At 40.9% G+C, this 26,152-nt stretch carries 25 protein-coding genes and 2 tRNA genes; 11 read left to right on the forward strand and 16 right to left on the reverse strand.

The annotated features are described in order from the left end of the window. Positions 1 to 17: 17 nt before the first annotated feature. Entirely contained in the window at positions 18 to 734 is a 717-nt protein-coding gene (locus tag RSJ42_RS16955) for a tetratricopeptide repeat protein (protein ID WP_410508409.1), read from the reverse strand. Between the two features lie 753 nt (positions 735 to 1,487). Here RSJ42_RS16955 and RSJ42_RS16960 point away from each other — a divergent pair. Together RSJ42_RS16960 and RSJ42_RS16965 are read left to right on the forward strand one after the other, a co-directional pair. Further along, the gene (locus RSJ42_RS16960) at positions 1,488 to 2,357 is read left to right on the forward strand and encodes a helix-turn-helix transcriptional regulator (protein ID WP_410508410.1); all 870 of its coding nucleotides are present in this window, start codon (positions 1,488 to 1,490) and stop codon (positions 2,355 to 2,357) included. Between the two features lie 161 nt (positions 2,358 to 2,518). Next, the gene (locus RSJ42_RS16965) at positions 2,519 to 3,766 is read left to right on the forward strand and encodes an RNA-guided endonuclease InsQ/TnpB family protein (protein WP_410507212.1); all 1,248 of its coding nucleotides are present in this window, start codon (positions 2,519 to 2,521) and stop codon (positions 3,764 to 3,766) included. 205 nt (positions 3,767 to 3,971) lie between these two features. On the opposite strand, the gene RSJ42_RS16970 is transcribed toward RSJ42_RS16965, so the two are convergent. Continuing rightward, complete coding sequence (locus RSJ42_RS16970; RefSeq protein WP_410508411.1) at positions 3,972 to 5,042, reverse strand: formate--phosphoribosylaminoimidazolecarboxamide ligase; 1,071 nt, start codon at positions 5,040 to 5,042, stop codon at positions 3,972 to 3,974. Positions 5,043 to 5,240: 198 nt separating this feature from the next. Here RSJ42_RS16970 and RSJ42_RS16975 point away from each other — a divergent pair, with 198 nt between their 5' ends. The 3 genes from RSJ42_RS16975 to RSJ42_RS16985 all read left to right on the forward strand — a co-directional run bounded on the left by RSJ42_RS16975 (position 5,241) and on the right by RSJ42_RS16985 (position 7,882). Then, entirely contained in the window at positions 5,241 to 6,191 is a 951-nt protein-coding gene (locus tag RSJ42_RS16975) for an ArsR/SmtB family transcription factor (protein WP_410508412.1), read from the forward strand. Positions 6,192 to 6,202: 11 nt separating this feature from the next. Continuing rightward, positions 6,203 to 7,012, forward strand: coding sequence for a tRNA pseudouridine(38-40) synthase TruA (gene truA, locus RSJ42_RS16980; RefSeq protein WP_410508413.1), 810 nt, complete (start codon positions 6,203 to 6,205; stop codon positions 7,010 to 7,012). 258 nt (positions 7,013 to 7,270) lie between these two features. Beyond that, positions 7,271 to 7,882 (forward strand): hypothetical protein, encoded by a 612-nt coding sequence (locus RSJ42_RS16985; protein WP_410508414.1) that lies wholly within the window; start codon positions 7,271 to 7,273, stop codon positions 7,880 to 7,882. Between the two features lie 214 nt (positions 7,883 to 8,096). Here the strand turns inward: RSJ42_RS16985 and RSJ42_RS16990 are convergent, their stop codons facing one another. From RSJ42_RS16990 to RSJ42_RS17030, 9 genes are all read right to left on the reverse strand, one after another. After that, entirely contained in the window at positions 8,097 to 9,137 is a 1,041-nt protein-coding gene (locus RSJ42_RS16990) for a methyltransferase domain-containing protein (protein WP_410508415.1), read from the reverse strand. Between the two features lie 216 nt (positions 9,138 to 9,353). Next, entirely contained in the window at positions 9,354 to 9,641 is a 288-nt protein-coding gene (locus tag RSJ42_RS16995; RefSeq protein WP_410508416.1) for a YunC family protein, read from the reverse strand. 52 nt (positions 9,642 to 9,693) lie between these two features. Then, on the reverse strand, positions 9,694 to 10,476 hold the full coding sequence (locus RSJ42_RS17000; protein WP_410508417.1) for a hypothetical protein: 783 nt from the start codon (positions 10,474 to 10,476) through the stop codon (positions 9,694 to 9,696). Positions 10,477 to 10,599: 123 nt separating this feature from the next. Next, positions 10,600 to 11,490: a type II methionyl aminopeptidase gene (gene map, locus RSJ42_RS17005; protein ID WP_410510407.1), complete on the reverse strand. Its 891-nt coding sequence runs from the start codon at positions 11,488 to 11,490 to the stop codon at positions 10,600 to 10,602. Between the two features lie 229 nt (positions 11,491 to 11,719). Further along, entirely contained in the window at positions 11,720 to 12,901 is a 1,182-nt protein-coding gene (locus RSJ42_RS17010) for a M24 family metallopeptidase (protein WP_410508418.1), read from the reverse strand. Positions 12,902 to 13,087: 186 nt separating this feature from the next. Beyond that, positions 13,088 to 13,753 carry a hypothetical protein gene (locus tag RSJ42_RS17015; protein ID WP_410508419.1) on the reverse strand — a complete coding sequence of 222 codons (666 nt, stop codon included), beginning with the start codon at positions 13,751 to 13,753 and terminating at the stop codon, positions 13,088 to 13,090. 456 nt (positions 13,754 to 14,209) lie between these two features. Next, positions 14,210 to 14,282: transfer RNA gene (locus RSJ42_RS17020), tRNA-Asp, on the reverse strand. Positions 14,283 to 14,393: 111 nt separating this feature from the next. Continuing rightward, a tRNA-Tyr gene (locus RSJ42_RS17025) sits at positions 14,394 to 14,507 on the reverse strand. 317 nt (positions 14,508 to 14,824) lie between these two features. Further along, positions 14,825 to 16,021 carry a methionine adenosyltransferase gene (locus tag RSJ42_RS17030; RefSeq protein WP_410508420.1) on the reverse strand — a complete coding sequence of 399 codons (1,197 nt, stop codon included), beginning with the start codon at positions 16,019 to 16,021 and terminating at the stop codon, positions 14,825 to 14,827. A gap of 509 nt (positions 16,022 to 16,530) precedes the next feature. Here RSJ42_RS17030 and hisG point away from each other — a divergent pair. From hisG to hisB, 3 genes are all read left to right on the forward strand, one after another. After that, positions 16,531 to 17,400, forward strand: a complete 870-nt coding sequence (gene hisG / locus RSJ42_RS17035; RefSeq protein ID WP_410508421.1) for an ATP phosphoribosyltransferase — start codon at positions 16,531 to 16,533, stop codon at positions 17,398 to 17,400. A gap of 81 nt (positions 17,401 to 17,481) precedes the next feature. Next, positions 17,482 to 18,219, forward strand: a complete 738-nt coding sequence (gene hisA, locus RSJ42_RS17040; RefSeq protein ID WP_410508422.1) for a 1-(5-phosphoribosyl)-5-[(5-phosphoribosylamino)methylideneamino]imidazole-4-carboxamide isomerase — start codon at positions 17,482 to 17,484, stop codon at positions 18,217 to 18,219. Between the two features lie 84 nt (positions 18,220 to 18,303). Beyond that, on the forward strand, positions 18,304 to 18,879 hold the full coding sequence (gene hisB, locus RSJ42_RS17045) for an imidazoleglycerol-phosphate dehydratase HisB (RefSeq protein ID WP_410508423.1): 576 nt from the start codon (positions 18,304 to 18,306) through the stop codon (positions 18,877 to 18,879). Between the two features lie 166 nt (positions 18,880 to 19,045). Here the strand turns inward: hisB and fdhD are convergent, their stop codons facing one another. The 5 genes from fdhD to RSJ42_RS17070 form a co-directional block, all read right to left on the reverse strand. Next, on the reverse strand, positions 19,046 to 19,837 hold the full coding sequence (gene fdhD / locus RSJ42_RS17050) for a formate dehydrogenase accessory sulfurtransferase FdhD (RefSeq protein ID WP_410508424.1): 792 nt from the start codon (positions 19,835 to 19,837) through the stop codon (positions 19,046 to 19,048). Positions 19,838 to 19,855: 18 nt separating this feature from the next. Further along, on the reverse strand, positions 19,856 to 21,286 hold the full coding sequence (locus RSJ42_RS17055; protein ID WP_410508425.1) for a hypothetical protein: 1,431 nt from the start codon (positions 21,284 to 21,286) through the stop codon (positions 19,856 to 19,858). Between the two features lie 36 nt (positions 21,287 to 21,322). After that, positions 21,323 to 22,249 carry a hypothetical protein gene (locus RSJ42_RS17060; RefSeq protein ID WP_410508426.1) on the reverse strand — a complete coding sequence of 309 codons (927 nt, stop codon included), beginning with the start codon at positions 22,247 to 22,249 and terminating at the stop codon, positions 21,323 to 21,325. Between the two features lie 38 nt (positions 22,250 to 22,287). Then, positions 22,288 to 23,265, reverse strand: a complete 978-nt coding sequence (locus tag RSJ42_RS17065; protein WP_410508427.1) for a type IV pilin N-terminal domain-containing protein — start codon at positions 23,263 to 23,265, stop codon at positions 22,288 to 22,290. A gap of 251 nt (positions 23,266 to 23,516) precedes the next feature. Next, positions 23,517 to 23,999 (reverse strand): type IV pilin N-terminal domain-containing protein, encoded by a 483-nt coding sequence (locus RSJ42_RS17070; RefSeq protein ID WP_410508428.1) that lies wholly within the window; start codon positions 23,997 to 23,999, stop codon positions 23,517 to 23,519. A 294-nt stretch (positions 24,000 to 24,293) separates the two neighbouring features. Between RSJ42_RS17070 and RSJ42_RS17075 the strand changes: the two genes are divergently transcribed. From RSJ42_RS17075 to RSJ42_RS17085, 3 genes are all read left to right on the forward strand, one after another. Further along, positions 24,294 to 24,779 carry a type IV pilin gene (locus RSJ42_RS17075; RefSeq protein ID WP_410508429.1) on the forward strand — a complete coding sequence of 162 codons (486 nt, stop codon included), beginning with the start codon at positions 24,294 to 24,296 and terminating at the stop codon, positions 24,777 to 24,779. Between the two features lie 90 nt (positions 24,780 to 24,869). After that, positions 24,870 to 25,265: an IS5 family transposase gene (locus RSJ42_RS17080; RefSeq protein WP_410508430.1), complete on the forward strand. Its 396-nt coding sequence runs from the start codon at positions 24,870 to 24,872 to the stop codon at positions 25,263 to 25,265. Between the two features lie 2 nt (positions 25,266 to 25,267). Next, entirely contained in the window at positions 25,268 to 25,711 is a 444-nt protein-coding gene (locus RSJ42_RS17085) for a transposase (protein WP_410510408.1), read from the forward strand. The last annotated feature ends 441 nt before the right edge of the window (positions 25,712 to 26,152 follow it).

A 26,152-nucleotide genomic window follows, 5' to 3' on the forward strand; every position in this document is an offset into this window, starting at 1 on the left:
GATTACTCAGTTTATTTTCAATCTGCTTTCTTCAATTTTTCGAGTGTCCTCTTAACCCCAATCCTCGGATTAAGTTTTAATGCGGTTTCAAAATGTTTTATTGCTTCAACATCATTTCCCTGCAATTGGAGAATTTCGCCTAAAGTCCTGTGAATTTTTGATTTCGTATCTTTGTCAGAATATCTTTTTAGTCTTTTATTCAGGGGATCTATGAATGCATTATATTCTTTGGGGTTAGGATTCGAAGATAATTCTTCTTTTAATTCTTTTATGGCTTCAAGGAATTCAATATCATTTCCTGTATCGATGCAGTGAAGCCTGTATAAATTAGAATCGATGAAAGTCCCTTCAAAAGTGTAGCGGTAAATCCGGCTTTTGTCGTGTATCAGGTACAGGATCTTCTTTTTAGTGTCAAAACGGTAGCTTTTTGCCCAGTTAAGCTCGGACCCGATTGTTTCGGGTGTTTTTTTCCATAGCAATTTTTCATTCTTTATATCAAAGAAAAACAGCTTGCAACTGTCCGACTTACTGGTGCTCTCCAGAGCCTGGCAGACAGCAAAATGTCCGTCTTCTGAAATGCCGGTTGAGCCTATATTTGCCCTGCACCTTTGCCTGATTAGAGTTTCTCCATCTGCGTTTATTATATTGAATACTCCATACATGCCCTTGGAAGTCGAATCGCTGATTATAAACACACCCGAGTTTGAGACCATCCCATTATCAAGGTGTTTCATTTTAACTTGAAGTTTTACCTTCCCGCGCTCTAATAAAATATATTTCCCATTTTCACTTAGACTGTTCCATGCTAAAATAAATTTGCTGTTTGGTGACTGATGATATTCCCCTTTAAAATCCCCGATTGATATCGAACTACCATTAGTCGAATAATTTAATTTAGGGGAATCCGGAGAATTTTTTGTTTTCTTTTTTAAAAAACCAAATAAGCCCATGCTGCGAACACCAAAAGAGTATATTTCTTAATCAAAAATTGCTCAGAATCAAAACTGCTAATGATCAAAAGTTGCCTGCGATCAAAAGCTGCTCATCTGTATATTATCTAATTATTTAAAATGTTTTTGAATTTGATAGGTTATATTTCTTATTTTCAATTTCCTGTCTCTTTTTGTTACATTGTTCTTTCGAAAAATATTCAATCTTTATGAGAGTCTATATACATTTTCTCTAAATAGAAATATTTATTTATTTTCGGGATAGAATTTAGTTCCGCAGAATCTGTGCCTGAGTCTGCACCATGGATAATATGCTAACAATTTATATCATGTCTCCTGCCAGGCAGACAACAAGAGAAATTTTGCACCTGGCAGACGATTGCTTAAGGGGAGTTATGGTTTATGACAGAGGCGGTTACATCCGATCCTGGAAAAGTCAGGACGGGGTTTTACTGCCCTTATGGCTCAATTTAAGGCCTATTTGATGGCTGCATATTTATGGCAGCTTATAACTTGCTGAGTATGGTGGTGGGTAGTGTGGATTCTCTTCAAAAAGTTACACTGATAGATTTACTTTTAAGGTCAGATAAAAGAAGAAAAATTTTACTTTTTCTCAAGGAAGGTCCAAAGAACATTGAAGAAATTACAGGACTTCTGGACTCTTCCTGTACTGCGGTGCTTCCCCAGATAAAAAAACTTGCCGAAAAGGGGCTGATTAAGCAGGAAGATAAAAAATACAGTCTTTCTATGGTCGGATTAATTGTTACCGAAAAGATGGCTCCTCTCCTGGGAACACTCTCGGTCTTTGAAAATAATCCTGATTACTGGGCACAGAAAGATCTTACAGGAATCCCTCCTTTTTTACGTTTGAAACTTGAGATGCTGTCCGGATATAAGGTGATTGAACCCCAGCTTAACAGGATGTTTGAGCCTCCTGAAGAATTTATAAATTCCCTCAAAAAATCCACGGAAATTATGTATTTTTCTTCTTTTTTCCAGCCCTGTTTCTCAGGATTCGACCAGGATTTTTTGAAGAAAAGGACAACATCCACTTTTATTTTTACAAACAACTTTTTTGAACGAATTTTCAGCTCTCAGCCTGGAGAAACCAAAGATTTACTATTGCCGAAAAACTCGAGCCTCTACATATATGACGGCATTTCTTCCGTAGTCTCGCTTACGGTAACCGAGAGGTTCATGGCATTAATGCTTTTAAATAAAAAAGGAAAACTTGACCAGAGCCTTCTAGTAAGTTCTGAAAGTGAGGCAATAGAATGGGGTAAAGAACTTTTTACTTACTACATTGCTCTTTCAAAAAAGGTCTCTCGGGAAGAAACTAGCTATTCTTTCTCTGAAAGAGATTCCAGTATAGAAAGAGCCCTGATTTGCGAAAGATCTTCTATTTGAGAAAAGGAAAAATTTGATCTTTAACTCTAAGGCGGGAAGTCCCCTTCCTCTACAGCCATCAGGCTGGCAGGTGGGGGATGAAAGCCGTCAACTTCCCGACAATTTACTTTTTTAAATTCTGATAGCCTATTTATACACAGACCTCTTGTTTATATACTGCTATGCATCTAACGACAAAAGTTAAGATTTATCCAACAGAAGAACAATTGAAAGTCCTTTGGGAACTTTCAGATAAATGTTGTTCATTGTATAATCTAGCTTTAGCCGAAAGAAAAGATGCATGGAAACTTGAAAGAAAGAGCATCAAGTACGTGGATCAACAAAACAAATTGCCGGATCTCAAGAAAAGAAACCCTGAATACAAAGCTGTTTATTCAAAGACTTTGCAGGGCGTTCTAAAAAAACTTGATGCAAATTATAGATCTTTTTTTGCACTCAGAAAAAATGGAGATCTAAAAGCCAGACCTCCAAATTTCAAAAGCAGGAAATATTTTCAGACAATTCCGTATAATCAAAGTGGATTTTATCAGATTGGTTGTGTCATTTCTTTCTCTCATAAAATAAATGACACCAAACTTGTTTTTGATCTCGGAAAGAAATTTGAAAATATAAAACAAATCGAGATCTATAATGATGATCCTTTCCATGCTAAAGGAGATTTCTATATTTCTGTTACTTATGAAGTCTCTGCACATGAGTACATTGATAATGGTTTATATCAGGCTAATGATGCCGGGATCACAAAAATAGTAACAGCAGTAAATACTCAAGGTAAATTCTTTGAAGTTAAAACTCCAAGAATTGATAAGTACTGGCAACCAAAACTGGATGCTCTAAAATCCAGGAGAGATCACTGTAAAAGAAAGAGCAAAAAATGGGTAAGGCTACACAATATTTATCGTAAAATGGAGAAAAAGAAATCTAATCAGCTTAGAGATTTCCAGCATAAACTATCAAAGAAAATGGTCAACAATACTAAGGCCAATACTATTATTGTGGGAGATCTGAAAACAAAAAACATGGCTCAATCCAAAAGACTTAAAGGAAAAAGAAAAAGAGCTATGAATAGATCTACCCAAAATCAAGGATATTTATCTCGCTTCATCGAATTTTTAGCCTATAAAGCTGAACTTATAGGTAAAAAAGTAATAAAAATTGATGAAAGCTATACTTCCAAAACGTGTTATGTTTGTGGAAAAATCCATGACATGCCACTCTGGAAACGAAATATGGAATGCGATTGTGGCAATTTTATTGATAGAGATTGCAATAGTGCAATCAATATCATGGTAAATTTCCTATTGCAGAATGCCTTGTGGACAGGCTATCAGAAATTCTCTGATAATCTTCGACAAACAGGATTACCGATGTCGGAAAGATTCTTAGAATCTTACCATCAAATGACGTAATCACTCGAAGGAAGCTCCGTCCTCGCCATCAGGCAGGGCGGGGTAGTTCACAGCATTTTTGCCCCAAAATAAAGTTCAAAACTCAGAAAGTTTATAAAAATTTAATTCCCTAAAAACTGCTGAGGGGTTTTCAGCAGTTTCGGAATATTTAGCAGAATGTTTAGAAGCTTCAGAATATCCAGTAATTTCAGAATATCCAGTAGTTTCAGGATATTATTTTTTCCAGTTGATTTTTCCTGGCTGCTTCTTTAATTTCCTGAGCTATTCTCCTTCCCGTTGAGAGGTCTTCCTGAATAAGATCGGCATAGGGAGAACCTGAAATGTAAAGGTTTGTTCCTGCGACAATCCGGGCAGAAATCTCGAATACCTTAATTTCCAGCTCGTCAGTAAAGACGGTTTCAAGGCAGAAAGCCCCTATCATCCCGCCAAAAAGGCCGAGGGACTCTTCAACTACCCTTTCTCCAAGAGAGAATATCAGAGGCAGGAGAGATTCTCTTGCAACGAGAGGCACGTTCCCGGTAACCACGTATGTAGGGCGGATACCTGCTTCGATGAGTTCTCTGGGAGAACCGAGCCTGAAGATTTCGTCTGCGTTGGATTCTACCCTGCGGTCCATACTGAGAAGCTCGAGGCTGCCTTCACTCAGAGTGTATCCTTCATTCCGTATCGGGGAGTAGAAATAGTGCAGGTAGTAACGGGTGCCGGTAATGAACTCCTGGATTGTATACTTCTGGGTGCGGTCTACAAGCTCATCGAATTCTTCGTAGGTTTTCGCAACGAAGAAGCCTTTTCCTCCTTTTGCCCCATCGTACTTGACCATTACAGGCCCGTTGATATCGTGAGGGTCGTCTATTTTTCCGGGCATGTGGATTCCTGCTCCAAGGAGCCACTCCCTTTCCTTGCTCCTGTCTGACTCCCACTCAAGTACAGCCCGGTTCCCGAATGTGGGCACAGCCATCTCTGCGAAATTATCTGTACCCAGATACGCAACAAACGAACCGTGTGGAATAATAATTACGTTTTTCTTCCTGAGTTCTTCAGTCTTATTCATTATGTCCGCATAGCTGTCGACAATAAGGTACTCATCAGGTTTTGCTTTGGGAAATGCCTCATAGAACTTGGGCGGCTTGCCAACGCAGATCCCAAGAGTTCTGAAACCTTCCTTTCGCGCTCCGTCAAAGATCTGGAGGCTTGAGTGAGAACAGACTGTTGCAATAGTAATGTTATCTAAATCGTAATTTTTCAGAAATTCAAGAATCTGCTGTTTTGTGATCATGATTGCTACCAGCGGAAAATTTAGATTAGAATATACGATGCTATATTTAAGCTTAAGGGCAGGATTCTATATATAAATATAGTAATGGATCTATAATAACCCGCAGAAAATAAACGCATATATTGAGCTCGTTGTAAAGTATAACATAGAGTATAATGAAAAAGTACTTATAAAAGGTTTTTAACACATGTCATAAGCATGAACGGGCTTGAAGATCGAGACAGTTTGCCTGAAACCGGCGAACCTCCCAGAAACCCTGGGTTCGAGGAGCAGGATAACAGGGTGCTTGTTCTCCCTGTAAATGGGGATTCAAGAAAAATTACCCAGATTCTCTCCAACGAGACCTCATTGAAAATTCTTGAACTCCTCGGGAAGAAGAGCATGTCTGCAACGAATATTGCAGAAGAGCTGAAGCTTCCTTTGACAACGGTCAAATATAATCTTGATTCTCTGGTTGAATCAGACCTGATTAAGGTCAAACAGATCAAGTGGAGCCAGAAAGGACGCCAGGTTAAGATCTACGAATCCGTGGAAAAACTTATCGTACTTGTGCCTTCCAGAAGTTCGGTAGACAAACTCTCCATAATAAGCCTGTTACAGAAATATATCGGAGTAATAGGTGCAGCCGTATTCGCAGCCGCAGGAATAGAGTACCTTTCAGCCTATCTGCGGGCAAAAAAATTAATTGATGCTACTGCTCCTTTACGAGCGGGAGTTATTGGCCCGGCAAATGAAACTTATCCGGAAGCAACAATTATGGAAAGTGTTCAGGATGAAAACCTGAGCCCCAAAGCAGCAGAAATTCCGGGATCTGCTATTGAACAGCCGGTCATGGAAGAGGAGATGGATGCTGAGAGCCCTGAGAACTTTGCTGAAGACCAGGCAATAGATGGCGCAGGATCAGAAAGCCTGCCTCAGGAAGCTACTGCCCTGGAAGCGGATAGTGCTGAAGTTCCTGTTCCTGAAGAGCTGGAAACAGGCCATGGGCTTCCTCCGGTCCCTACAGAGAGCTTCACGCATCTTGGTGGGATACATGGGATTTACGATACACTTTCCCTCCATCCTGGGATCTGGTTCCTTTTCGGATGCATTTTTATAATATTTTTGATAGTAGTAAGAGAAGTCTATTATAAGAAAAAAACTAAGTAATCAGGGATTGTATGAGAGTAGCTTTAAAACTTGCATACATAGGCACAGAGTATCACGGGTCCCAGATTCAGCCGAGTGTTGAAACCGTGGAGAAGGAACTCTTCAAAGCTCTTCGGAATCTCAGGATTATAGAAAGCCCCAAATCTGCCAACTACATCTGCGCGGGCAGGACTGATGCAGGAGTTCACGCCCTCGGGCAGGTTGTCGCCTTTGATACTGATAGGCCTAACCTGGCAATCCCCAGAATCATTAACTCCGAGCTTCCTCCCACCATATGGGCATGGGCTCATGCGGAAGTTCCCTACGATTTTGATGCCAGGAGACACGCTGTTTCCAGGCATTACCGGTACATAATGAGCGGCGAAGGATACGATATCTCAAAGATGAGGGAAGCTTCAAAACTGTTACTCGGAACCCATGATTTTGAAAACTTTTCCAGATCAAACGGAGAAAAAAGTACGGTCCGTACCCTGGAAAGGGTCAGTATCCGTGTGGATGGGAATATTACGAAAATCGACGTTGTTGGCAATAGTTTCCTCTGGAATATGGTAAGGAAAATAGTAACCGCCCTTGCAATGATCGGGAAAGGAGTACGCGACAACGACTGGATGGTCCAGATGCTAAGCCCGGATATTTATGAGGAAGGAATCGAGCTTGCTCCTGCCTATGGACTAACCCTTATGGGTGTAAACTACGAAGAGAAAATAAACTGGATTGAAGATGACTACTCACTCAGAAGGGCAAGTGACCAGAACTCCAAACGCATCCTCAGGCACAGGGTCATGGCTGAAGTGCTCGAGGAATTAATCAACCATGAGTAAACTTTACTAGTAATCCAACTTATTTTTTTAATTTTGTCATATCCGTTGACTTTAAGCCATGCATACCCGAAGAACTGATGGTTCCAATACTTGGAGCTTTCCTGCTTTTTTTCCTCCTTTATTTAAAAGATAACTTTCCATGTAAAAACTAATAGTAACTAAAAAAAGTTTCACACAAATTAGAAATTTTTAGAAATATTAAAATATCCTTACCTTTCTATTCATTGACATCTTTGGAAATGAGTAGAAGGTGAATAGATGGAAGATCTGGAGGAAAAAACGCCTAGAAGACTTACATTAACTGTAGCAGCTCGTTGGGTATTTGGAATTTTGTTTTTTATGGCTTACTTTGGTTCACTGGTTGAACGAAATTACCTTGGATCTATATTTTTATTTTTAAGTGTTTTGATCTTAATCCCGCCGATTTCACAGACAATAGAACAAAAATTTAATTTTACAATTTCTGGAGCATTAAGATTTGCACTCGTAGTTTGCCTATTTGTGGGCTTTGGTATCACAAGCCCTCAAAATACATTAGAAGATGATGCCTTAGATAATCTACCTGCATCGGTGGATAGTATAACCGCTTCTGATGTTATTACCAGCTGGTCAGGAAGTTCAACTAAAAATACAGAAACTTTCCATATTCCGTCAAAAGAATGGAAGATATCTTGGAAAACTTATCCCGGTCAATATGGAGATATGAATTTCCAAATTTATGTCTATAATTCGGATGGATCTTTAAAAAATGTAGCTGCAAATGTTATTGGTGAGAATTCAGACTATTCCATCATAAGAGGATCTGGAGATTATTATTTAACGATAAATACTGCACAACCATATGAAATAACAGTTGAATCATTAAATTAAAGATTGTATGTTAAACGAACAGCTCCTTAATGATAGAAAGAAGACTTTCGCTCTGTTTCCAGTGACAGGCTTAGGGTGATATACAATACACCCTAAAAAGCTTGTTTTTTATATTTTTGTGGGCTCTGAAAGTATCTAAAATCAAAATCTAGACTTTAGTTCATGATATTCAAACGATCTTTTCATCCCTTAATTCTCCGAACATCTCTACTCCTCATTCCTTCTGGAAAATAGTTATTATCCGTGTAAGGCTCCTGTGCACCCTCTGAACATAGATTTCGAGAACTCTCAGTCCCGCTTTTTCTCCATATTCAACTGATGCCTTATCCGAGACAACCACTGCAATTCCCCCGGGCTTCAGGACCCGCTGGATCTCCGAAAACGCGCCTGAATAAAGTTTTTCCGGAGACTCTGCAAGTATTGCTGCCGACCTCCCGTAAGGTGGATCCGTGACAACTGCATCGATAGTACAATCCTTTAGAGGAATCCTGCAGGCATCCCCTTCCATCAAAAGATAATCCAGTTTATAGGCTTCAAGGTTCATATGAGCCCCAAGGACAAGCTTTTCCTGGGCATCGATCCCTATAACCCTTGCACCAACAAGGCCGGCTTCTACAAGTATTCCGGCAGTGCCGCAAAAAGGGTCAAGAAAAAGCTCTCCCGGCTTTATTCCGGATAAATTTGTAAGGGCACGGGCTACCCTTGGCATAAGCACGCCTGGATGGAAAAAGGGCTTGTTCTGCGGAGTTCTTGCTTCGTATGCGCTCCTGTCAACCGAAGATATAAGGGTTCCAAGCACTGCTTTTTCGCTAAGGATAAGCCGGAATTCGACATCAGGATTTTTCAGGTTTGCCCTGAAGCCTTTCCTGAAAATGCAGCCTCCGACCTTCTGTTCCAGGTACTCGCACGGGATATCAACGTGCTTTTTGATCCTCTTTGCCCTGACAACAAAGCTCTCTCCTTCTTTTATGTATCCTGCAGGCTCAAAAGCTTCCGCAAGCTCCAGGACGGCTTCAGGGCTGTTTTCGGCAATCCCTACAACTTTCAGTACATGATGAGTCATTGCCAGCCTTTCGGTTACGGTGCCTGTCAGAATTTTTTCAATATCCTTTTCTTTGCCTGCTATGTCTACTATCAGGCACTGGTCAATCCTGATTTTGGGTCGGAAGTCAAGTTCCTCGATCTTGAGGCAGGCAAGGACTTCGGCGGCTGGCAGGTCTTCGTGTTCTCCAGATAGTTCAAAAGCGTATAACATGAATAATCCTGAGTAAGTTCGTTAATTTGTTCAAAATTAAATTTATTGGCTAAAAGAGTACTGCTCGAGACAGAAGCCATAAATGGGCTGTGTCCAGGCAAAGACGGGTTAATGTAAGGAAAAAGTTTTCCGAAAAATTGCATGAATGAGCCAGTAAGATATTACAGGCCCCTGTAAGAGGTACAGAGTGCCTGTATAGCAGGGCGTGGCCATTCTTCAGAACATTTTCTCCAGGGCTTCCCTGCCAGTCATTCCGGTCTTAACTCCAAGCTCACTGGCAAATTTTGTTACTTCGACAACAGTGGCTTTGAGCATATCTTCGAAACTCTGCACGCCTTTTACTTTTGCAGCAGCGTCCCCAAGGGTTTCTGCAGCGCTGATATTGAGATAGCCGCACATCAGGAAACCTTTTTCTGCCCTTATAACCAGGAGAGGATACTTCTGCATCTCAAACCGGAGGCCAAGGGCGCAGCCGTTTTCAAGTGGGACCTGTTCTATGAGCATGTTTTTCTGAATTAGCCTCAAACCAGATTAACTTTTTGGACTCAGGTCCGTCTCAGGCCAATTTCTTAAGGACATTTCTTAAATATTCTGTGATCCCTGATTCTACATTAATTTCATTCCGGGTACTATTTTCCCCTGTTATGCTCTCGTTCTCTGCAATTTGATTTTTGTTTGATTCCATATCCTGCAGTTCGGCTTTAAAACTTTCATTTTTCGAAAGCCATAAGGTAATATTCTTGCCAGAACTGAAATTTCCCTTCAGTACCGTACGGTTATTTTCAAATCCAGGGCTTTTGTTGTTGAGCCCTTCAGTTACATCTGCACCAAGGCCGGGCGGAAGAGTGATTGTAACACTTGAATCCGGAGTGCCCATGAGCCATATCTCTGTTTCGGGACCTGCCTCCTCCTTAAAACTGTATGTAACAACAGCACGGTTTGTAATTGATGAGTTTTTATCAGTCCTTCCGAGGGCTTCTTCCGGGATCCAGAACTCGACATCTTCCAGTCCAACAGTTTCCGGAGTCGAATTAAGTTTTACATCAGGTTTTTCTTCTATTGCTTTCCTCATTTTGTCACTTAAAAGGACTTCCATTTTCAGAATTTCCCAGGCATTAACAAAACCGTTATTGTTGCCAGCTTCTCCATCTATAATGCTCCTGAAAAAGATAGCTTCATCGCCTGTGGTTTTTTCGTCATAGTCCCATGTCATTCCGTTTCTTTCTATTGTGATGTTATTGCCAGGAATAAAAGCTGCAGAGCATGGATCTGCAAGAAGAGCAGGAGTGAGGAGAGTTGCCAGTAAAATACTGGCCAGGAGAAGAGAATACAGTTTCAAGAATGTCAACTCTTTTTTACCCTTTTTATCCGTCTTTTATTCGTTTTTCTGTTTTTTCTTGCCTTATATCTTTATCTTATTTATTTAATTGTTACTTTTCCTGACTTTATATCTTTACATTATTTATTTAGTTGTTACCTCGCATCCGTCCTGAGTTATTATTACGGTATGTTCTGCCTGGGACACAAGCCCTCCTGCGCTTTCAATAAGTACGGGATAGGAGTGAAGAACTCCGGCTTTTTCCAGCTGGAGCAATGAAAAGTCAAGTTTGTCCGACTGGAGCCAGCGCTTTGCGAAAGGAAGTTCCCTGTATTCTTCTGCCTGCTTCAGAACGTTTCTAACCACCGGCATGCGGACAGGTTTCTTTCTTACAATGCTGTATATCTCTGACCAGTTCCCATCATGCACAAGCCCTTTTCCGTTAGTTGCGAAAGGCTCGATTGCAAGCACATCCCCTTCTTTCAGGATAAATCCGCCTTCAACGTGTTTGTTGGGCACTGCAGGGTTATCGTGAGCTTCATATTGGGAAAGACCATGACCTGTAAGGTTTGTAATCGGGTTTAAGCCGTATCTCCGGATACTTTCTTCTATTGCAGCTCCCACTTCTCCTGTGCTGATTCCTGGCTTCATAAGGTCTATAGCTGCTGCAAGGGCATCCTGGGAGGCTTTTACAATATCAGGATTGCCTGAAAGGTCTACAGTTATCGCAGAATCTGCTATGTACCCATCAACATGGACTCCAAGGTCCAGTTTCACCATATCTTTTCCGAAGACATCCTTATCTCCTGCTTTTGGGGTTGCGTGGGCAGCTTCCTGGTTTCTCGAGATATTGCAGGGAAAAGCAGGTTTCCCTCCCAGTTCCATGGTTTTCTTTTCTACAAATTCAGCGACTTCAAGCAGGCTATTTCCTATTTTTATCATATCTGCAGCTTCAGCCCTGACAATCTTCAGAATTCTGCCTGCTTCTCTATACTTTTCAAGAACATCTTCTCTATTGTACACATTATCAGTCATATTAACCCCGTCTGAGAGCCCGCATAAAGGCATATTGGCTATTTCGTCTCTGTAAACCTTATTATGGCTGCATTTTGTCAGAAGGCCCATTTATTCTTTTATAAACCCCTAAATTCTGGGCTTAATATCTTTTCTGCTTTTTAAATGCTTATTTTCCTGTAACTATGAGAATTTAGGTTGGGTCCCGGTTAATTTAAGGTTGGATCCCGGTTATAATTTGTTGTTTTATTTATAAATACGATTTTAATACAAATTTCTTTTCCAGTTTTGTAAGGTTCTCATATCCATTCTCAGTAACCAGCACCATATCTTCGAGACGGATTCCTCCGATTCCAGGGTAATATAAGCCAGGTTCGATAGTTATCACATTGCCTGTTTCAAGGAGGAAGCTGCTTTCTCCTACTCCGGGGAGCTCATGGATGTCAAGCCCTACCCCGTGCCCTGTGGAATGAGTAAATCCGGCTTTTGACCCGCTCCTGTACGTGTGATAGCCTTTTGCTTCAAAAAACTCACAGACCGCGGTATGTATCTCAGCCGCCTGCGCTCCTGGCTTAACCATGGATAACGCTTTTTTCTGGGCTTCAAATACGGTTTCATACATTGCTTTCAGTTCTTCCGAAGCCTTTCCCCAGAGTACCGTGCGTGTCATATCTGCAAAATAGCGTCTCTTTTTGCTCCTTGGAAAGATGTCCAGGATAATGGGCGCATTTGCCCTGAGAGGGCCGTCAGTAGTACCATGGGGATTTGCCGTATCATCCCCGCAGGAGACAATAGTTTCTTCGGCTTCGCACCCGAAATCGAGCAGGGTATGGTCAATAACTGAATGCACTTTAGATCCGGTGAGTACTTTTCCCTCAAAGTAGAGCATCCCTTCTTTTTCTTCTGCTCCTGTTATAAGGGCAATAGCTGCCTCCATAGCCTTTTCTCCTGCATTCTGGGCGTATTTTATGGCTTCAATCTCTTCCTGCCTCTTTACGCTCCTCATTTTTCTAAAAGGACTTTTTATGGGAACGATAACAAAACCTGCTTCCGTAAGATAGTTTGAATAAAAGACCGGAAAATCGTAGGGAACTGAAATTCTCTTTACATTTTCTCCCTGAAGCAGTTCGGATATGCAGGCTGCATAAGCAATGGATGCATCCTTTTTCTCTTTGATTTTCTCGCGATAGCCAAATTCCTGATTTGTTTTTATAGTTGAAATCCTTGACTCTATTTCAGCTCTTCCACGCTCCATTTCCGAAATAAAGAGAATTTCTTTTCCTGCTCCTGTTTGAAGGTACGTAAAGTCGTCAGATGCCAGGAAACGGGTTACATAGTAAATATCGGCATTATGAATATTCCCTGTCATCAGGTAAGCTTCTGCTTTTGCTTCTTCGAGGGATTTTTTTATGCTGAAGTCTGTCTCTTTCATGCAGGGTAATTCTGGTGTCTGTAGATAAAGTTGTTATCGTCAGCTTGCAGGCACACGCATAAAGCTGGATATGAAAACAAAATCTGGGCAGGATACAAATTCGTACCTGACAATAATTTTACCTTAATATCCCTTTTTTAACGTTATTTTGCCTGTTTCAGATTCCTTCTTCAGGATTTTTCAGGTTTATTTTTCCTTCCCTTTTTCTGCTTCCTTTTCTATCATCTTACTAATCTCGTATTCAAGGGCAAACAGTTCCTCCAGCATTGAGAAATAACGGTCAAGGGAGGCTGTCATTTCGTCCGAAAACCTGAGGATGCATATGTATTTCCGCCTTCCTCGCTCTTTTACCCACACCTTCTCTTCGGAGTTTTCATCTTTTACATCTGCAAAAATCTCTGCCGCACAGCCAAGAATCATTCTAATGCTGGATGTCAGACCCTCGAGGGCTTTTTCTTTTTTGAACCCTATGTAGTCATGGGAAATGTCTGCGTACCGCAATCCGCTTCTGTGTACCCAGTAATCGTCTCGGTTAAGGTGCTCTTCGACAATATCCTGTATGCGGTGAGACAGATCCTCAGGGCACAACAGTTTGCTCACCCTATCTCTGTCGATTTCCACATTTCCAGTACAAGCTTCACTTTTCATCTGAGATACATTTGAGTTCATTTCTCTTTGATGTGAGTTCATTTCTCTCTGAATCCACTCAAAGGAAAACTTTTTTGTAGCTTCTATAAATGTACGGACTTCGGCTTCCATTTTTTCTCTGGTATTTTCTATCTTTTCATAGAGGCCATTGATTCTATCAGCCCTTTTCTCAGAATTATCCGGATTACAGGGTTCGATTCCCATTTCATGGTCTCCTGATTCAATTTCATTCTTTTATTCTTACCTTTTACATGTTTTTATGAGTACATGTTTTTATGAGGAATTCAGGATTTCTGTATTGTATTTTTAGTTTTGGAGCTGGAAAACTGAAAGATTCAGAAAACGAAGTCAAAAAAGGAATGCATAGATAAATACCATAGAAATACAATGCATAAATAATACTATAGAAATATTATAGATTCGGATCTCAAATTAGAGTTGCAGATCCTGGTAGATTTCATGGTTCAAAAGAGGTCTGAAACAGGGAATTAACAAAAATAAAAACTGAATTAAGGTAAAAAATGAATTGAAGTCTTTTGAATCATAAAAAATTGAAGTCTCTTGAATCATAAAAAATTGAAGTCTCTTGAATTATAAAAATATGATCGGGATATGCTGAATAATTATTTTTATACAGTAAACGAATTGAAAAAAAAGAAGCGCCCGGACCGGGATTCGAACCCGGGTCGGAGCCTCGACAGGGCTCCATGATAGGCCTCTACACTATCCGGACACTTCGGTCTTTTTAGCTGCTGTTTTGCCCGCGTTGCGAGCAAACCTTAAATGTCTTTCCGATATATAAATGTTCCCGTAGACTTATTTCGATTCTGGTGGATGTTTCAGGTCCCGCCTCCCAGACTCGAACCGGGGACATCGCGGTGCCTGCGCAGAGATGTACGGGAGGTTACCCGCACGAGCCGAACTACAGCCGCGCACTCTACCACTGAGTTAAGGCGGGACAATGATACTGATCCAGTGCTGCATGGTGCTACACTGCTTCAGTGCACCATCTCCATATATGGTGATGGTATTTATGTTTTTCGCTGGATGAGAGTAAAATTCCTTACATGTACAAATTTTTCATATACCAAATACTTAAATTCGGCAAGCAACCTGAAAAGTTAAGGTCCTTTTTTGTGCTGTGATTCCGGTGTAAAAATGATTTTTCAGGGTTGCGCACTGTTAATGGACCGGTTAAAGGTAGATATAATAAAAAAGTTATGAAAAGAACCTGAAGGTTCCTCTCCGTATTATCACGATTTAACTCTGGTTTTATTAGAAGGTGTTCAGTTCTCCTCTTATAACCATTTCTGTGATCTTTGTCACATTCGCGAGCCAATCATCAATTACGACTTCGGCTTCTGACTTGACGTGTGCAAAGGAGGTACCTTCCTTTGGAATGATCTGAGCGCTTGCTACAAGAGGCTGGTCAATTGGCTTTCCGATCTGGGAGAGCAGCCTTATATATACGTCCTGTACGTCCGGAACCTGCTTTACGATGTCCCGTGCCATCTGCGTCGAGAGGAGGTTGTATATTTTTCCAATATGGTTAATCGGGTTCTTTCCACTGGTCGCCTCCATACTCATTGGCCTGTTTGGCGTGATTAACCCGTTGCAGCGGTTCCCTCTACCTACGGAACCGTCATCTCCCATTTCAGCCGAGGTTCCGGTAACTGTAAGGAAAACGCAACTCGCTTTCAGGTTGTCGGCTGTGTTAACAAAGACCTTTACGTTCCTTTCGGTATAACGTGCTGCAAGCTCTTCCGTATAGGTCTTCATTTCCTGGGTCATGTTTATGTAACTGTCCAGGTCGTCAATATATCTGCCAATCATGCCGCTGCAAATGGTGAGGGTGATGTCATCTCCGTCCCTCAGCCCCATAACCTTCATGTCCTCTCCTATTGCAGGCATACGGGACTTGAGGTCAGTCAGGAGCTGCCTCTCTGTATTGTATACAATGTTTTCAAGCTCAGAAAACGGGGCATGTCCGACTCCGAAAGATGTATCGTTTGCCATCGGGACCCTGTCTCTCTTGAAGACATCTCTGAGGTCTGAAGATCCTGTCCCGAGTTTGCAGTCTATAATCACGTCTCTTTCGAGGTCAATATTCACCATGGTATTTCTCAGGTAGTTCCGGGCAGCTTTGATTGCTACAGACTCTGTTGCAAGCTCAGCGCCTTCGAATTCCTTAGTAGCTCTGCCTACAAGAAGCATGTATATGGGTTGAAGAACTTCTCCTCCCCCAAATTTCGGGCTGGATCTTCCGGCTACTATCTGAGTTTCATCAGTGTTATGGTGAAGTACGGCTCCACATTTTGTTATGTATTCCCTGCATAGCGCTCGGCTTACGGCTTCGGCAAGTCCGTCCGATATGCTGTCAGGGTGCCCTATCCCTTTGCGTTCTACAAGCTCTATCTGCTGCTTTTCTATGGGGGTTTGCAGGAGCTCTTCCACTTTTATATTTCGGGCCATTTGGATCCTCTTTTTTCAAAATTATTGGTATATTTATTTCTAGGTGTTGATATTACCGCTTTATTAATCTTTAGTCTGTTGCCGTAATCAATCTACTTTCTTATATTAATTACAAACTAATTACTTATGTTATTACAACATTAATAATATTATTTATATGACTCGATAGTCTGTTTCTATTAAATTACTACGGCTATATAATGTTTCTCATGTGTTCATTACTGGGGGTAATATTATTTTTCAGAGATCCGTTTTATATCTCATCGTCAGGTGCAGATATAATTTTTACATTAAGCATCTTCCCAGAAATTCTCAGGAATACATCCTTTAAGTGGGAACACATTCCTGAAATAGCAGCATTTCTTTATAATTAAAGGTAAGTGAGAACAGGTTATGCTAAAACTTACCGTGAAGTCTATATTATACAAGAGTATTCTGGATAAACGTTTTATACGGATGAGCTTAAAGGGAGAATTTCCTACCAGATCACTTATTAGAGGACAGAGCAGATGATTCGCATTGCAATTCCCAATAAAGGGCGCCTTTACGAACCCACAATCTCTATTTTTAAAGATGCTGGGCTTCCCATTAGCGGAGGAGCCGAAAGCCGAAAACTATTTGCAAAAACTACAGACCCCGATATCCATATTCTGTTTGCCAGGGCTGCTGATATCCCTGAGTATGTACAGGACGGAGCTGCGGACGTCGGTATTACGGGTATGGACCTGATTACCGAAAGAGGAGCAAATGTTGAAGCTCTTCTGGACCTTAAATTCGGCAGGGCAAACCTTGTGCTGGCTGTCCCTGAGGATTCTGATTTAGAAAAAGCACAGGACCTTGAAGGCAAAAAAGTGGCAACCGAGTTTCCTGAAATTACCAGGCAATACTTTAATAAACTCGGAGTTAACGTGAACGTTATAAAGGTGAGCGGCGCCTGCGAAATGACCCCTCACGTAGGGATTGCAGATGCCATTGTTGATATCTCAAGCTCAGGGACAACTTTGATGATCAACCACCTGAAACCTATTGATACGGCTTTCTCTTCCAGTGTTTATCTTATCGCTAACAAAGAGAGTTTGAGGACAAAAGAGAAAATTCTCGATATAAAGACAGCATTCGAAAGCGTGCTCAACGCAAAGAAAAAACGTTATCTGATGATGAATGTGCCTGAGGCTTCTCTTCAAGCCGTAAAAGAGGTTCTTCCGGGGATGTCAGGACCAACGGTAATGAAAGTTGAGCCCAGCAAGACTTCCGGAGAATCGATACTCGCCGTTCATGTCGTTGTAGATGCAGACCTGATCTTTAGTGTCGTAAACAAGCTGAAGAAAGTCGGCGCTAGAGATGTCCTCGTCGTTCCCATCGAAAGGATTATGCCCTGAAGGAAAGGGTCCAGAAGAGCAAGATACGGAATAATGAAGTAGAAAGATATTTTCAGATAGATAGTGGAGATGTAGCTTTTTATGGTTTTTGAAATAATTCCTGCGGTGGATATGAGGGGAGGTAAATGCGTCCAGCTTGTACAGGGAGTGCCTGGCAGCGAGATCGTATCCCTTGATGACCCTCTCGCAGTTGCCCTTGACTGGGTAAGTAAAGGGGCAAAAACTCTTCATCTTGTGGACCTTGACGGAGCAATCGAAGGGATAAGAAAAAATGCCCCTATTATTGAAAAGATTGTCAGGGCCTGCAGGGAGAAAGGTGTAAGTATTCAGGTTGGAGGAGGCATAAGGAACTATGAAGATGCATCTTCCCTTCTTGAACTCGGCGTTGCTAGAGTGATTCTCGGAACTGCTGCCCTCCAGAACCCTGAGCTTGTAAAACAGCTTTCCGGTACTTTTGGAAGCTCACGTGTGAACGTTGCGCTGGATGCAAAGAACGGAAAAATCTCGATTAAAGGCTGGACCGAAGAATGTGCGCATACTCCTGTCGAAATGGGCAGGAAATTTGAAGAGCTTGGAGCTGGGAGCCTTCTTTTTACGAATATTGACACCGAAGGCTTGATGCAGGGAGTAAACCCTGTCCCGACAAAAGAGCTTGTAGAATCTGTTAGCATTCCTGTAATCGCATCCGGAGGAGTAAGTTCTCTGGCGGATATAAAAAGTCTAAAGAAAACCGGAGCTGCAGGTGTTGTTGTAGGCAGTGCGCTTTACATGGGCAGGTTCACTCTTGAGGACGCAATCGAGGCTGCCCTTGAAGACTGATAAGGTTACTTATTTGATAAATAAACAGAAAAACCCAAAGTATTTACAAAGTGTTTAATTATTTTAAAGAGAATGTGATCCTATATGAGAATTAGCAAAATTTCCCGCAAGACAAAGGAAACTGACATTCAGCTCGAGATTAACCTTGATGGTAAAGGCACTGCGGATATCAGTACAGGGATCGGGTTCTTTGATCACATGCTTACTTCTTTTGCAAGGCATGCGGAGTTTGACCTTAAAGTGCGTGCAGAAGGAGACCTTTATGTTGACGAGCATCACCTCATAGAGGATATGGGAATAGTCCTTGGAAAGGCTCTTGCCGAAGCTCTGGGAGATATGGCAGGAATCGCCCGTTTCGGGGAAGCCAGGATTCCAATGGATGAGGCTCTTGCTGAGGTTGCTCTGGATGTAGGAGGGCGCAGCTACCTTGTGCTGAAAGCCGATTTTGCTACTCCCCAGGTAGGGCAGCTCAGTACCCAGCTCGTGAAACACTTCTTTGAAACTCTTGCCTCAAATGCGAAGATTACAATACACGCCAGCATTTATGGGGACAATGACCACCACAAAATCGAGGCTCTCTTTAAGGCTTTTGCTTATGCGATGAAAAGGGCTGTAAAAATTGAAGGCAAAGAAATAAAGAGCACAAAAGGAGCTCTATAAATCCCGAATTGCGATTCGGGAGCCCGCTGTCCTTTTCGCTGCGCTCAAGAGGACTAATTTATGGTTTAGAATACTCATTTGAAATACTCGCTTCGCTCGCTCAAGCAGACTAGCTTATGGATAAGTTTGGTTGCAATTTTTCTTTACGTTTAACTCTTCTTACTTTTTATGTTTCCGTTTTGACCCGCCAATCATTCGCAAATACTAGCATTGATTCCTGCCTTAGTTGTCCAACAAGGCATATGTTAGCTTTTTTTGCAGCCTCAACACCGGAATCAAAGGGCATGGCTTTTGTGGCGACAAGGGGAATTCCTGCGCGGGCTGCCTTTGTGACCATATAAGCTGGCTGCCTGCCAGTGGAAAGCATATAATGTTTTGATAAGTCAAGCCCCTTAAGAAAAGCAGCTCCTACAACCTTGTCTACGGCGTTGTGCCTGCCCACGTCAACGATCTGAACTGCAACCTTTCCTTTTCTGTCTATAAGAGCAGCAAGGTGGGTACCCCTGGTAAGTTTGTATGTATCGGACTCAAGATAATCATTGCCTGCAAAAAGTGCTTCCTGGTCAAAAACAGCATCTGACTCAACAAATATCTGTTTTTCGGCTTCTCCTGCTTGTTGGGAGAGTTCAGCCGGAGTCGAGTTTTTTTTCCTTTGAGCCAGGACATGAATTTCATTGCCTTCCACCTCAATCCCTGCAATCTCTCCGTAACTGATAATCCCTTCCGTGATCATATGGCCTACTGCAAGTTCTTTCAATTCAAGCGGGGAGGCAAAAAGAGTCGTAAACGGTTTACTGTTGAGAAAAAGTTTAACAGGGCATTCTTTTGCAAGTAGAACTTCGGTATCTTCAGCCCTGCCGTCGGAATGGATTCTTCTGGCAGGGTAGGGGGTTGTGTATTTTTCAGGCATATGGATCTGTTTTCTCGCTTTTTCTGTATAAGCGGGTATAGTATCCATATGCCTTTTTCTTTTCCGTTAACTTAAGTAGACGGCAAGATAGTCAATATAAAATTGTTTATTTCCACTTGTTTGATCAATATTTATAGAGAAATTGAGTTCTGAGGGATGATTTACATATACATTTTTTGTTTCATTGAATAAATACCAATTTTGTTGGTTGTAATTTTCAGGCTCCAATTTATCAAAGGAGTTACCTGAAACCGCCAACCTACCTGTTAATGGATTTTCTTCTGCACGATAAATCATCCTGATAGTCACTTTTGACACCGTCGATTCAAACTTCGTATATGTATCGAATCTAAATATTTCACAATAGGGGTTGTTCTTCAGATTATGCGAATATGCATTTTCAGGGCTATACCCAACAAGTACCTCGTCATTGCTGGAAGTGTCTATGGAGATATTGACACCTGTCTGATTATCCTCTAGAAGAACTATACTCGTCTCGTTGTCAGATACCTGAAAAGTATACCACCGATTTAGCTTCATAATGGATTCATCCTCATCTTCGTCAGGCTCAGAACCGCTAGTCTTTTCAATGTCCATGCCGCTTCCGGTTTCAAGTTCTGCACCGATTATGGTCTTATTGATGTAGATGCTGTAGTTATTGCCTGTGGGAAGGAAAGAGAGGCATACGCAGCCGATTCCCGGGTAGATTATCTTGTAATCAGTGTTATATACGAGTCCTGCTTCTTTTGCTGTGTCGTTAAGGTAAGTAGCCCAGGCATCCGTGTAATGCGTGCAAATGCTCAGGTTAAAAGAGTTTATGCTCTCGTTCAGATAGTCGGTACTGCTGTTGAGAATAGGATTTATAGAATCTCCGGTTAGGCGCAGGGCAGTGAGGGTACTGGAGGATAAGGATGCAGTTTCTCCTGTGAGGTTAATGGCATCAATGGTAATTGCGTAATTTTCATTGTCAGTTTTCTGTATATCGAAGGAAGGTTTTCGTTTCATCTGGGAATTCTCTCCCTGAGCCATGATGAGGGCTCCGTTCTCATACCTGAAAACCTGATCAGGGTATTGCCTGTTTTCTGAATAATAGGTAACACCCCCACAGTCAATTGTATGAGGAAAAGAATGATTGGCAAGAGTTATATTCATTATACACTTTTCGCTGTTCACCGAAAGCTTACTGTTAGATTTGGAGGGCTCGAATACCGGGACATCTCCCCCTCCCATGCTAAACGGAACAGTTGCTGAAAGACCATATCCCGAATAATTGCTATTAGAATCCATGAACCGGGTGAATAAGTCTACCCTGTTTTTCACGTCCTCCATATTGCTCCATGCATCATAACTATAGTCTCTTTCCGCATCAATTTTCCATTCAGGAGCGTAGTTTAGTTTGACCACTGAGATTATAGTAAATGCAAGCCCCAAAAGCAATACAGCTGCAATCGCAATCGCAGCTGCTGATTCGGATTCTAATAGGCTTTTTCGAGACATTTCGTTTCCCTTCGTTCCCTGGTTCATATTCTCAGCTTAGATTCCTATTCCCGGTTCCACCTTTACTATTGTCTTACTAACATAGAGCCGGTTCAGATCCTTTCCACCTGATCCGGAGGGGAAGATTAAACTCACGCTATCTACGTTTTGGGTAAGTGTTGTAGAATCAGTTATCCCTGCATCTTTTATTGTTTCCTGGAGATACAGGTACCAGGCATCGGGATGGTTAGTATTAACCGTTAAGGTGAATGAACTTATGTTGTTGTTATCATAGAGAGGCTCATATTTTTTGCCGGAAATTCGGAGAGAGCATCCAGTGTTAGACGAAATGACATCAGCAGGTGAATAAGGATTTTTATCGATCTCCACGAGGTTTATAGAAACATTGTATTCATTTGCCGGTGTTCTGGAGAAACGGATCGAAGGATAAAGCATCATAGAAGATCTTTCTCCCTGGGAAAGGATCAGGGCTCCTCCTTCGTATATGAAATTCTGATTCACATAATACCTGTTTTGTGATGTGTAGCTCACAGAGCCGCATGTGATTGGGTCTATCAAGCTCCCATTGGAATCTGGACTTATGGTTATATTACATTCGTTTTTATTTACCGAGAGAGTTCCACTTGACTTTATTGTCCCAATAAGCGGAACATCTCCGCCTCCCATATGAAAGGGTACGCTCATAGTAATTTCATTATTTTGAGGATCCGGGTCTGATGCCAGGGCTATGGTTATTAAATCGATTTTTGACTTGAGGTCTGCCATGTCCTTCCAGACATCATTCATATGGGAATATTCCGCATCATTTTTCCATTCCGGGATATAACCAATCCTGACTACCGAAAATACGCTAACAATGATCGCCAGCAGCAAAACTGCTCCTACAACCGTCGATGATGCAGACTCCGAACGGAGAAAAAAGGGCTTGCTTGTCTGCGAATTTTTTGAAATCTTTTCTGTCATACTCTTCAACCCCTGATCTGGATGCCCTTCTTCATATGTTAGTACTCCACGTGGACACCTACAAAATCAATCATAAAATATTTGCCACTGTTGTCGGACGCGTGCCCGTCAGCTGATATCTCAACTTCAAAATTTTTTAGCTCTATGGGGGTTTTAACATATTTCGTTATGTTGCATTGAGTTACCACATATTCATCTTTACCTTTGAAGGAGATGAGACCTAAAGAGGTCCATTGAGATCCATTATAAATTTTCAGCTCCATTTCTTTAGCACTATTGTCATGCCTTGTAGAGATAATTTTCAGGGTAACATTGGAAAATAATGCGCTTTCTGGAATGCCCAACTCCTCTATATTTATCCCAAAAGTGAAATTTTCGCATATTACTTCTTTTTGTGGTATAAAGCTGTTTGTGGATTCATCATCATCTTTGTCGACTAACTCTGTATCCAGCCATGTCTTCGTGTAATTATCATATGCTGTTCCAGCAGGAAAAGTGTGAGGAGTTATCCAGTAAGGTAAATCTCTGACATCTCTCCACAGTGTTGTTTTTTGAATCACCTGATCGGATGCTGTGTGCACGAAATAGAGATCAACTGCATTTCCGCTTGTAATATTGATTTTACTTGTGGGGTCAATTACGATGCGGTTTCCTAACTCAAAAACGCCGTCAGAGGACAGCTGGTTGCCTTTGGGATCAAAAATTTTGACAGCAGATTCGGACATGTTGAACTCTGCCTGCTTCCCTCCAGTTCTGAGTATTATCCTTATATTTTCAAAGTCAATTTCTTCCCCCCCATTATGGAAAATTTCCACGGTATCTTCTGAAGTGTTAATGTTTTCCCGCAGATTGGTATGCGGAGTATGTGGCGGGTCCACTGCTTCCCCGTCGGAAAACACTGTAATAGCAACTGCAGAAAAGGCCAGCACAACAACAGATATCATTAGCACCGCCCCCATAACCTCTGAGACTGCCTTGCAGTCCTGACCAAGCGCCCTATATTTTTTACCCTCCACGATAAATGCCACCTGTATAATATTATATCCTGACTTTCTAAATTATTAATTATTGTATATTAACCTATCGAGCTGATTTCATCACTCAATATCCTGTCTCTGCATCCCGTATTTGAATCTCCAGTCAAGCTTTGTTATTGATGTCTACTAAAAATTTATTTATATCGAGATAAAATTGAGTCGGGGGCGAGCCCGTTTATAAATCATTTCTTAAAAATAGTAAAGAATTTTTTGCAATTCCTTAACTTTCTTCAGAGTATTCCTTTTTTAATCACCTGGTTGGATTCCGTATGCACAAAATAGAAGTCTATGATGGCATTTTCATCCGTGATATTAATTCCGCTGCCTCTGGTGTTGATTAATATGGAATCTCCGAGCATAAAGACATCATCAGAAGAAGTATTGCCTTTTGCATCACATAATGTGACACTGGAGTCTGACATATTGAATTCTGCCTGTGTCCCATCGGCGCTAAGTATTACTTTGATGTCCTCAAGGTCGATTGCCTCTCCTCCGCTGTGGAATATTTGTACGGTCTCTCCGGACCTGGCAATGCTTTGCTGCAAATCAGTACGTGGGACATGTGGAGGATTCATTGCCCCCCCATCTGAAAATACTGTAACAGCTATTGAAGAAAAAGCCAGCACAACTACGGCTACCATAAGCACCTGCCCTATCGTCTCTGAAACTGCCCGGCAGTCCCGGCTCAGTGCCCTGTATTTTTTACCCTCCACGATAAAAGCCACCTTCTATAAATTTTTACTTAACTCTCTACAATGTTATTAATTGAATATTAATCTGACTGTGCAAATTATTTCTATTTGCTCATTAATCCATAGTAAAACTGTTATAAAATATAAGTCCTATAATTAATAAATATCTTAAGATAGTTCAGCATAAATTTATATACGAATGGAGAATATCTTTGAGTGAAGTTTTAGAAAGTTGTAATTGTAATTTGTAAATTCTAATGTTAAACTTCAGATTGGATAGCTTTCTGAAGTCTTTAACTCAGGAGGGAGAAACATATGGATCTCAAAAAAATGTCTAAGAATGACAAAGCAGTGTCCCCGGTAATCGGTGTCGTGCTGATGGTTGCAATCACCGTCATCCTCGCTGCCGCAATCGGCTCGTCCGTTTTTGGTCAGGGACCTGCTAAAACTGCACCGCAGGCGAACATTAATGCAAAAATTGTTGACGGAGACACTCTAGTAATCGAACATATGGGTGGAGATACTCTTGTTTGGACTAACACACAAATCCGCTTTACACTTGAGGACGGGACGATTCCTACTTATTTAGATTCTAGTGTGGTGGCTTCGACGACTGGCATAATTGCTTACCCAACCGCAACTCGTTTAGACGCTGATGGGCAATTCTCCGTTGGAGATATTTTAAGTTTCGATCTTGTTAGTACAGCAAATACAGATCTACCTACTGGACAAGTCTTTAACCTTAAGATTACTGACAAAGTTACTAACCAGCTTATTTGTGACAAAAAACTGAGATCTTAAGTGTATATTTTTAATCTAAAAAACGCTTGCACCTCTCAGGTGCTTTTTATTTTTCTTTTTTAATGAGCCTGTTTCAAAATTATATATTATTTGATTTTATATTATATAGGGGTTAGTATATATTTCGAAGAACTTACTGATGCTCAATGGACTCATATTCAATCACACCTTCCTCCCCAACCTTCGGTTGGGAGGAAGAGAGTAAATGATCGTCAGATCATTAATGGGATTCTTTATGTTCTTGTTACAGGTTGTCAATGGCGAGATATGCCCAAACAATACGGATTTTACGTAACTGCTTGGAGACGACTAAAAAGATGGTCTGAAGAAGGTGTTTGGGATAAAATCCTTAATTTTCTCATAGATGATTCTTATCATAATGGACAACTCTCCCTTGAAATTGTTGCAATAGATAGCAGTTTTGTAGAAGCAAAAAAAGGGGAGAAAGTGTCGAATATAATGGATTCAAAAAGAGAAAAGGAATAAAGATTCATGTAGCTGTAGCCTTAGAAGATCTTCCATTAAGCATTGTTATTGGTTCAGGAGCGGAATATGACTCTTATAGATTTGAAGAGACTATTGGAGCAATAAAGGTTAGGACTGGATACAGACCAGAAACAAGACCAGAAGAAATAGTAGCAGATTCAATTTACGATGATACGCAGGTACGAGAGTTCCTGCGCAGGAGAAGAATCAAAGCTTCTATTCCTGAAAACAAAAGAAACAGAAAGAGGAGAAAAAGAGGAAGACCTAGAAGATTTAGTAAAAAATCGTATGCGAAAAGATTAGCAGTAGAAAGGTTTTTCTCAAGGATAAAAACAGGATTCAGAAGAATTATCATAAGGTATGAAAGATTGGACAGAATATTCAGGGCATTAGTGATAATAGCAACATTCTTTATTTATTGGGAAAAGCTACAGGAGAAGTTTTGAAACGAGCTCTTTTAATTGATACAGATTTTTAATTCTTTACTGGATATATTAATGGGTTTATCGATTTCTTTTTTGTTCACATAGACTCAAAATAATTAAATTGTAAAATTTTAACTCTATTCTAGATTATTTATCTTTTTACTTAATTGACGCTTACTTTCTCAAATAATGAGTGATTGATGTAAATTTAAAAAATCAAAAAGTTATTAGAAGAAATTATTATTTTTTTACTATGTATTTTTTATTTAATGCCTTAACCTTGTCAACAATTCCTTTTCAACTGAATTATCTATAATAGTACTTACGCACTTGAGGTACAAAAGCAGGAGTAAGAGATATTGCGATCAAATGTGCATTTTAGACGGTTGATGGTTTAATACCGTTGTTTTTCAGTTCAACCGCGTAACCTCTATATAAATACAACTTACCCCATAGTTTAAA

Origin of the sequence: Methanosarcina hadiensis, assembly GCF_046529725.1 — an archaeon.
In the GTDB taxonomy this organism is placed as follows: Archaea; Halobacteriota; Methanosarcinia; order Methanosarcinales; family Methanosarcinaceae; genus Methanosarcina; species Methanosarcina hadiensis.